General features: G+C 38.1%; 8 protein-coding genes and 1 pseudogene. 6 read left to right on the top strand and 3 right to left on the bottom strand.

Annotation, left to right across the window (positions count from 1 at the left end; genetic code table 11):
* On the bottom strand, positions 1-288 hold a 288-nt coding region (gene tnpA / locus BO222_RS07995), incomplete at its 3' end, for an IS66 family insertion sequence element accessory protein TnpA (RefSeq protein WP_198931968.1).
* A gap of 509 nt (positions 289-797) precedes the next feature.
* Between tnpA and BO222_RS07990 the strand changes: the two genes are divergently transcribed.
* Together BO222_RS07990 and BO222_RS07985 are read left to right on the top strand one after the other, a co-directional pair.
* Positions 798-1,394, top strand: a complete 597-nt coding sequence (locus BO222_RS07990; RefSeq protein WP_158024578.1) for a TetR/AcrR family transcriptional regulator — start codon at positions 798-800, stop codon at positions 1,392-1,394.
* Positions 1,387-2,004: a TetR/AcrR family transcriptional regulator gene (locus BO222_RS07985; RefSeq protein WP_075819975.1), complete on the top strand. Its 618-nt coding sequence runs from the start codon at positions 1,387-1,389 to the stop codon at positions 2,002-2,004. Before BO222_RS07990 ends, BO222_RS07985 begins: the two co-directional genes overlap by 8 nt.
* Positions 2,005-2,277: 273 nt before the next feature.
* On the opposite strand, the gene BO222_RS07980 is transcribed toward BO222_RS07985, so the two are convergent.
* Positions 2,278-2,637: a hypothetical protein gene (locus tag BO222_RS07980; protein ID WP_075819973.1), complete on the bottom strand. Its 360-nt coding sequence runs from the start codon at positions 2,635-2,637 to the stop codon at positions 2,278-2,280.
* A 197-nt stretch (positions 2,638-2,834) separates the two neighbouring features.
* Positions 2,835-3,635, bottom strand: a pseudogene (locus tag BO222_RS07975) (Cof-type HAD-IIB family hydrolase); the annotation flags it as partial.
* Positions 3,636-4,148: 513 nt separating this feature from the next.
* Here BO222_RS07975 and epsC point away from each other — a divergent pair.
* The 4 genes from epsC (at position 4,149) to BO222_RS07955 (ending at position 8,024) form a co-directional block, all read left to right on the top strand.
* On the top strand, positions 4,149-4,853 hold the full coding sequence (gene epsC, locus BO222_RS07970) for a serine O-acetyltransferase EpsC (protein ID WP_083647741.1): 705 nt from the start codon (positions 4,149-4,151) through the stop codon (positions 4,851-4,853).
* Between the two features lie 409 nt (positions 4,854-5,262).
* Positions 5,263-6,222, top strand: a complete 960-nt coding sequence (locus tag BO222_RS07965) for an NAD(P)-dependent oxidoreductase (protein WP_075819971.1) — start codon at positions 5,263-5,265, stop codon at positions 6,220-6,222.
* 85 nt (positions 6,223-6,307) lie between these two features.
* Positions 6,308-6,655 carry a cyclophilin-like fold protein gene (locus BO222_RS07960; protein WP_075819969.1) on the top strand — a complete coding sequence of 116 codons (348 nt, stop codon included), beginning with the start codon at positions 6,308-6,310 and terminating at the stop codon, positions 6,653-6,655.
* 43 nt (positions 6,656-6,698) lie between these two features.
* Positions 6,699-8,024 (top strand): hypothetical protein, encoded by a 1,326-nt coding sequence (locus BO222_RS07955; protein WP_075819967.1) that lies wholly within the window; start codon positions 6,699-6,701, stop codon positions 8,022-8,024.
* The last annotated feature ends 279 nt before the right edge of the window (positions 8,025-8,303 follow it).

The following is an 8,303-nucleotide window of genomic DNA, read 5'->3' as shown; positions in this document are numbered from 1 at the left end:
ACGGATCGTTCGGTCGCTGTCAGTGATTTCAATCACCGGCTTTGGACTCTCGTCTGATCCTTCCAAATCCAGGAAGACCGTCCTGTCAATTTCTACGAATTCAAGAGCCGCTGAAGCAGGCGATACGGCGGCAGCTTTTCTGCGCCAGTACTGGAAGGTGGATAAAGCCAGGCCGTTTTGGACGCAGAAGCCAGCCTGAGTCAGACCTGACACCTGATATTGATCAACCAGGTTCATCCACTGTTCCTGATTCAGTTCACGGGATTTGGAAAACAGATAATTATGCATAAAATCCTCCAGTTCTAGTCGAATACAGAATATCGACTGGAACCGGAGGATCTAAGCCCGTGCAAATTTCAAAAGGTTACATTATATCTGTAAAAAATGAACTATTCCTGTCATTTGAATCTTATTAATTTAGGCATATATTAACAATTGTCTGAATTAGGATTTTTTTGAAAATCAGGGGTTTTCAGTCAACCAAACATTTTGTAAAATGGATCGCGGTTAAAAGTGTTTTTGCAAAAGATTTGAATCAATTGTTCTATCATTCGAACAATGGAATCCTGCGTTAACAAATTTAATTCTTTAGTAAATAAAAATAGCCGACCTAGGTTTGTTATTCTTTAATTCAGAGTCTGAGTTAATTAAAATACCTACCATTTTGATAAATTTCAAGTGGAAAGTGAGTAACGAAATGAATGAAAAACCCCTTTTTTCTGAATAATTTAACCGTTGGAAAAGCGTTTTATTTCCTATCAAAAAAAGTGTGTTATAATTTAATCGGGTATATGATTATGGCAGTTGATAAACGTTTAATTGTGAATCAGATTTATTCCACTTCAATTCAATTGTTTATGGATAAAGGATATGAAAACATTTCAGTCAACGAGATTTGCCGAAATGTCGGGATTACCAAGCCAACTTTTTACCGATATATCAGTTCGAAAGACGATATTCTGACTAACTATTATTTTGATATTCCAGAGTTTCATCCGGTGATAAACAAGGCAAGTGAGCAGGAGAATGATTATCTTCAACTGATTATTGATACTTTTCGAAATAGCTTTTCTCACTATCTTTCTTTAGGTGTTGATTTATTTAAAAGTCATATTATCTCTCAAACAAAAGGGTTGACTCAACTGACTGGATATGACGAAAATTTCAAGAATACGATGATTGACTATATCGAAAAGGGCAAAAAGTATGGACAGATCCAAAATGAACAGGATCCTGAAACAATTCTTGAACAGTTGATGGCTATCCTGCTGGGATATGCGTATACCATCTGTACCAATCCTACAGATGACGCAGCAGAGCTTTCCGATCTGGAGAGTCTGATGATTGGGGTTTGCCATGCCTATACAGATATGCCGGAGGACGTTCATGGCTAAATCCTACGACGAGAAGAGACAATTAATCCTAGATACGGCAGCGGAACTTTTCGCTAAGAAAGGTTTTAAAGATGTTTCAGTGATGGATATTTGCAACTCATGCAATATCACTAAACCAACTTTTTATAAGTACGTCGTCTCTAAGGAAAGCATTCTGACTGATATTTTCAAGCAGGGAGAAAAACTCGTAATCCCCAATATGATCGAACTCAGAAAGCAGAATAAGCTGTTGCCTGCCTTCTGGACAGGAATGACTGGAACACTCGTAGTGGCTGAGAATATCGGCTGTGATCTTTTAAAGAGCTATATTGTAACCCTGTTGAAGCAGAGTGCAGAAAGCGATCGATTTAACACTTCTCTTCAGATCGAAATGGAAAGCATTATTGAAGAACTTCAAAAACAGCATCTGATTAAGAACATGACAGCCCCGAAAGATATTTACAAGCTAGCGGTATATCTCAACCGCGGATTATTGATGATGTGGGCTTTTAATGGTGGTACTTTTGACCTTACCGCGTCATTCAGAAGGTCCATGGTCACAATCCTTGGGATTAAAGATGGAAGGGATCTGATCTTACGGTCAGATTCAGATGGCCTGGTTTACGCCTAGCGCCAGACGCATTAACATTGAATTTGACGTACCGACCAGAGAAGACAGAGCGACGTTAAAAACAGAGCTCTGTCTTTTTATTATGTAAACAGGAATTGAAGCAGAAATTTGAAATTACAATCATTGGAAAAATTTGATTCCATAATGATGATAAGACAGTATGGAAGAAAAGACGATGCATTGGACATCGTCTTTTAAACTGAAAGCAGGTGTTATGGATAAGCCTGATTTATATACCTGAAAAATTATTTTCAAATGGTAATTTCTAAGAGGTTATTTTCGATACAATGCAAAAATCATTCCCATCATCAAGCTTACAGCTAAAGTGATATCTGGAAACAAAAGGACGTTGCCCAAAGCATCAAAAACTGCAGCTGCCAGCAATAAAGCAAACAGAACGTAAGAGATCAGTCTTAACTGCCATTTTTGTTTGATATCTGTTTGTCTGATCAAAAAATACAGGACCAGATAGAAGATCAAAACAAGCAGTAATGGCAAAAGCAGAGAAGGAATTGGTCCTGTGTATCCAGAACTTTCAGAGATGTTCATAAAAAACTGAAGCGGAATCAGCTGATTATAGAACAGAAAGATCACGATAAGGATCAAAGCCAATAAATATAGAAAGTACGACATATAGTTCTCACCTCTTTTATGTATTGAAAAGCCAACATAAAAAAATTATTTATAACAAAACTATTTGCGTAAACAAAAGACAAAACAACAGACTGTATATTACATTTCATGGTAAGCCTGACGTCTCGGACTTGGCAGTCCTTTTTGCGGTTTTCTGTCTGCAATTGATTACTTTGAAAATTTATGGTTCGGGAACTCTATTTGGATTTGTTAACAGGTCCGTCACATGAATTTGAATTATATGCGTAAGCCGGATCACTCAGAATATAATTTTCAATGACTTCAGCTACAGCTCCCTGTTCACAGGAAGCTTTCGTGATGACGTCGCATTCAGGTTTCATGGGTTCAATTGTATTCGCAGCTCCAACTCCTAAACCGGCTGCTTTAATCATCGCTAAATCATTGAAGTTATCTCCAATGGCAATGGTTTCTTCCGGTTTTATGTTCAGATAATCAGCTAACCAGAGAAGGCCGCTTCCTTTATTCACTCCCTTAGGATTAAATTCGATGTATCGATTGCTCGAAAAGCTGACATCCAGATTACCTGTAATCTCTTCAAGGTCTTTTTCTATTGTTTTCAGGTAATCATAATCCGTATTTACAAATAGAACCTTTGCAATCGCCTGATCTCTCAGAAAATCCAGGTTATCTTCATCAAATTCAACGAAATGCATCCGTCCAGCGTTATAGGCTCGTTCACTTTCATGAATTCGCTTTACATAAACTTCATCCTGTGTATAGACATGAATGCAAACATCATACTTTAGTCCTCGAAAATACAGTTCCTGTGCCTTATCGAAATCCAGACCTTCAAAACGAAGAATTCGATTATCCTTGCTTTCAATAATTGCTCCACCATTAAATGAAACAGCAAATTCGTTTTCTTTATCAAACTGGTTCAGCTCCTTTAATGTTGGCTCAATGGACTTGAATCCACGTCCAGTAGCACAGACAAAGCGGACTCCTTTCTGTGCAGCTTTGGCAATAGCTTCCCGGTTTCTTTTGCAGACAGTTCAATCAGCTGATAACAGGGTTTCATCGAGATCACAGGTGATCAGTTTATAACTCATTATTTTTCCTCCGATATTTTCTCTTTTCATCTACTGAAATTTTAATTGGTTAAAGCTAAGAAGAAAAAATAATTTTGCAAATCGAATGAAAGGTTTAACTGACAGCCATTTCTACAGCATTTTGAAACAAGAGCTTCAAAATCCAACAATTCAGTGATCAATCTGTCTATGAATTTTTTTTACCATCTTTGAGATCGAATTATAAAACCAAAACAGATATTTAAAACCGAAACGATCTATTTGCTGGTTCTTAACCTCTTAAATTCAATGGTTGTCTTTTTGGAACTGAGTAGATCAAAATCTGTGTCGGGAGTTCCTTGGTTGATTATTATAAAAACAAGAAGACGATTCGTCGTTTGATGTTAGACAATGCATTCATTGAGTGCTATTTTAAATAAGTATTTTGAAAATGTTTTCAGAAAATCAGGAAGGGTGGATTGCTTGAGTTACATTTCATTTATGAAGGAACAGATTGAGTGTTTTATGGAGAAGGATCCATCCATTCATTCTAAATGGGAAGTTTACTGGATGCCAGGCTTTAAAGCCATTCATACCTGGTACTTCACACATAAGCTCTATCAGAAAAAGCATTTTGCGCTCGCTCGTTATCTATCATTAAAAAATCAAAGAAAAACCGGGATTGACATTCATCCTGGCGCAACCATTGGGCATCGCTTTTTTATTGATCATGGTGTAGGAGTAGTTATTGGTGAAACCTGCATCATTGGCGATGATGTCATGGTTTATCAAGGGGTTACTTTGGGCGGTACTGGAAAAGTTGGTGGAAAAAGACATCCTACGGTTGAAGATCAGGTCTTAATTGGTGCAGGAAGTAAAATCATTGGAAATATAACTTTGGGTCATCATTCAAAAGTCGGGGCTGGAGCGATTGTTATTCGCAATGTAGATCCTTATGTAACAGTTGTTTCTCCACCAGCTTACCCAGTTCGTGATAAAAATTCGAAAATGTCCAACCTGTGTAAAATGGGGAATGAACGCTGGACACGTAAAGAAGTTGAGTGTCTGCAAAATGGCCGAATGCCAACAGACTCTCGATGTAAAGAAGAATCAGATTCGATTATCCATTCAAGAAAAGAAGCTGAGGCAAAGCTGGCCAAAGACTCTATCTCTGATAGAGATGATTGATCAAGCATAAACAGGAAATCTGTAAAAACAAATCATTTGCTTTTGGATTAATTATCATTGTTGTTTAATTAAGGTTGAATATTCTGTTTAGCAGACAGGCTGATCTTTTTATTGATGCCTGTCTGCTTCTTTTCGTCAATGGTCTGATCGAATAACCAGGTGCAATAGACTGCTTTATTCATTTGACGAATCATCGAGTAAAATAATAGGTAAATGAATGCACAGAGCACGATCGGAATATTTTTTTCAAATGTGGATATTATAGATCGTGAATAGGTTGACCGGTCAGCATACAAATGGAATACACATTAGGATTAAAAGATTACATTTTATTAACAAGTCATTTGCAAGAAAGGAGGAAGGGGTAAAAATTCATGTTTCTGATCTGAATTTTTGATCTCTGCTTAATATGAAAATAGTCTTGATTGAAGACCTTGCTGTATCGAATGAACAGATCGAACAAGCAAAAAATAATTTAAAGAAACAAGGTCATGAATTGATCTACAAGCCTGGAATGTCAAAAGCGAAAGAGCAGATTGACACATTGAAAGATGCAGATATTCTGATTATTGGAAACATGCCTTTGCATGAAGAAGCCATCGATAAAGCCAATAATTTAAAATTCATCGATGTAGCTTTTACTGGAACGGATCATATTCCGGTTGCGGCCGCCAGTAAAAGAAATATTCCAGTATCTAATGCTTCTGGCTATGCTACTGAAGCGGTGGCGGAACTGGCATTATACGCCATGATTGATTTATTCAGAAAAATCGAACCTTTACAGACAGCGGTCCGTAATTCAAAAACCAAAACCGGAATTCGCGGCCGTTTACTCAATGGAAAGACTGTAGGTATTGTGGGAGCAGGGCATATTGGATCGAAAACAGCTCAATATGCAAAAGCCCTGGGAGCAAAAACTCTTGGTTATTGCCGTCATCCAAAAGAAGATCCAAATATTGACCAATTTGTATTACTTGATCAGCTGCTTACTGAATCAGACATCGTCTCTTTGCATGTGCCCCTCAATGAATCAACCAGACATCTGATTTCCAAAGAACAGTTTGAATTGATGAAGCCGGATGCATTCCTGATCAATACAGCCCGAGGACCCGTGGTGGACAGCGCCGCTTTAATTGATGCACTGAATCAAAAGCAGATTGCGGGTGCTGCTCTGGATGTTTTTGATCAGGAACCGCCTTTATCAAAAGATGATCCTCTGCTTTCCTTTAATCGGGATCAGCTGATTCTTACTCCGCATATTGGTTTTGATTCGGAAGAATCAATGATCGCACGCTTTAATATTGTGATGGATAATCTGCAGGCTTTTCTGGATGGTCATCCAAAAAATGTCGTCAACAATATCAACTGAATTTATTGTTTGAAAAAAATAGAGAATTACTCACTAATTATGTACAATTAATTGGCGTATTAAGATGAAGAAAGAAGGAACATAAATGAAAATAAAAATCAGCGATACTCGCGGCAATGATGTTACCTGTACGCTCAATGAATCTGAGGCCGCGCATGCCCTCGAAAGAATGCTGCCATTAAAAACATCGCTGAGCGATTATGCAAGCAATGAAAAAGGATTCATGCCTCCAAAAAAAATCAATGTATTTGGAGCTCCATTGGCTAATGGAGGAACAGAAGTATTAGCTTATTATCGTCCCTGGAATGTAGTGATGTTAATTTATGGCGGTTATTCAGAATATGATGAACTCTATGAATTAGGAATGCCGGTCGCAGGACAGGGACAGATCCGAAATATGAAAGGCGAAGTCCTTATCGAAGAGATTTACTGATTCAGAACGGATCCTGTTTCTGAATAGAAAGATTCAGACATTTATGATAAATCCAGAATCAACTTTGCAAAGACCGTTTTTGATGGATGGCGGTTTTGGATTAGAAAAAGAGATGCTTCGACTAGATCATCAGGCCCATATGGCTCATACTCCACATCCTTTTACCGAAAAATCCATTGTCACGGACTTTTGCGAAAACCAGGTTGAAATCAATACTGATCCTCATCCAAGCATTGAAGAAACCTATAAGGAACTGGTAGAAACGGATTCCTACATCGCAAAAAAACTAGCGAAAAACAATGAAATTACCTGGCCATTTTCTTCACCTTCGCTGATCCTTTCTGAAGAAGATATCCAGCCGGCATATACCCGTAAGTCAGAAGAGGCCCAGAATTATCGATCCTATCTGGCAAGCCGCTATGGAAAATATAAAATGACCTTTTCAGGAATCCATTACAATTTCTCCTTTTCAAATGAATTGCTGCAGTCCGCCTTTATGGATAGTCATGCTTCTGATTACCGGGAATTTGTAGATGGAGTTTACCTGAAGCTGGCGAAAACAGCTGCTATGTATGGATGGCTCATTAATGCAATATGTTCAGCTTCTCCATTACTAGATGGTTCCTATTATGAAAAAGGACTGCAGAATTCAACCTGCTTTACAGGAATGTCTTCTTTAAGGAATTCTGAATTTGGATACTGGAATTTTTTTACGCCAGTATTTGACTATTCTTCGATTGAAGCCTATACCCGCTCCATTATGGATTATTGTCAGAACCGGCTGATTAAAGCACCCAGTGAACTTTATTATCCAATTCGTTTAAAACCGCCAGGGAAGTATTCACTGGATAATTTACGCAATAATGGAGTTCAGCGCATTGAATTTCGCATGATTGATCTTAATCCATTGGCAGAAGGTGGCGTCAATCTGCAGGATTTACGTTTTATTCATCTGTTCATTGTCTGGATGGCTTCAAGAAAAGATTTCTATTTCAGCAATGAAATGCAGGTCCTTGCAGCTCAGAACTTTAAAAACGCTAGTCATTTTGACTTGAAAACCTCGAGAATATCTGGGATTCAAAACGATGTGGAAATATCGGCTCCGATCTTTCAGGCCGCCTGGGATATCCTGGAACAGCTTGAAGATTTTGCCAGAAAATATGCTCCCGATTATTTAGTAGATGTTGAGTTTCAACAAAAGAAGCTTCGCGATCCTGCGCATTTTCGATATTCATGGATTGTAAGGCGTCAGTTCAGCGACTGTTATGTCCAAAAAGGACTGCAGTTGGCCATCGAGATGCAGACAGCAGCAGTTGAGCAAAGTGAGAATCAAACCGACAATTCAGCAGAGAAATCATCCATGAAATGAACAATAAACGATACACACGATGAAAACTTAAAACTTATAAAATTTGATCCAAGAAAAAGAGAAGATCTTTTGAGGAAGTAACCACTTTGGTTTGTCTCAAAAAATCTTCTCTTTTCATTTTGCAGGAATGAATTCTTACTTTTGCAATTAAGGTAACCTTTTGAAATTTGCACGGGCTTTTATTCCCGGTTATCCCTGAATACCATCAAAGGCGGAAATCTTCTCTGTGCTCCAGCTTTCCTCTCAGGAAAGTCGGAAACGGAAGATTTCCGCCTTTTG

It is taken from the genome of Ileibacterium valens (genome assembly GCF_001945525.1).
In the GTDB taxonomy this organism is placed as follows: domain Bacteria; phylum Bacillota_I; class Bacilli_A; order Erysipelotrichales; family Erysipelotrichaceae; genus Ileibacterium; species Ileibacterium valens.
This window is presented reverse-complemented; position numbering and strand designations above follow the sequence as displayed.

Bases quoted from the DNA above. Each gene is read 5' to 3' on its own strand.
- BO222_RS07990 (WP_158024578.1), top strand. From the start codon at position 798: ATGGCAGTTGATAAACGTTTAATTGTGAATCAGATTTATTCCACTTCA.
- BO222_RS07985 (WP_075819975.1), top strand. From the start codon at position 1,387: ATGGCTAAATCCTACGACGAGAAGAGACAATTAATCCTAGATACGGCA.
- BO222_RS07980 (WP_075819973.1), bottom strand. From the start codon at position 2,637: ATGTCGTACTTTCTATATTTATTGGCTTTGATCCTTATCGTGATCTTT.
- BO222_RS07965 (WP_075819971.1), top strand. From the start codon at position 5,263: ATGAAAATAGTCTTGATTGAAGACCTTGCTGTATCGAATGAACAGATC.
- BO222_RS07960 (WP_075819969.1), top strand. From the start codon at position 6,308: ATGAAAATAAAAATCAGCGATACTCGCGGCAATGATGTTACCTGTACG.
- BO222_RS07955 (WP_075819967.1), top strand. From the start codon at position 6,699: ATGATAAATCCAGAATCAACTTTGCAAAGACCGTTTTTGATGGATGGC.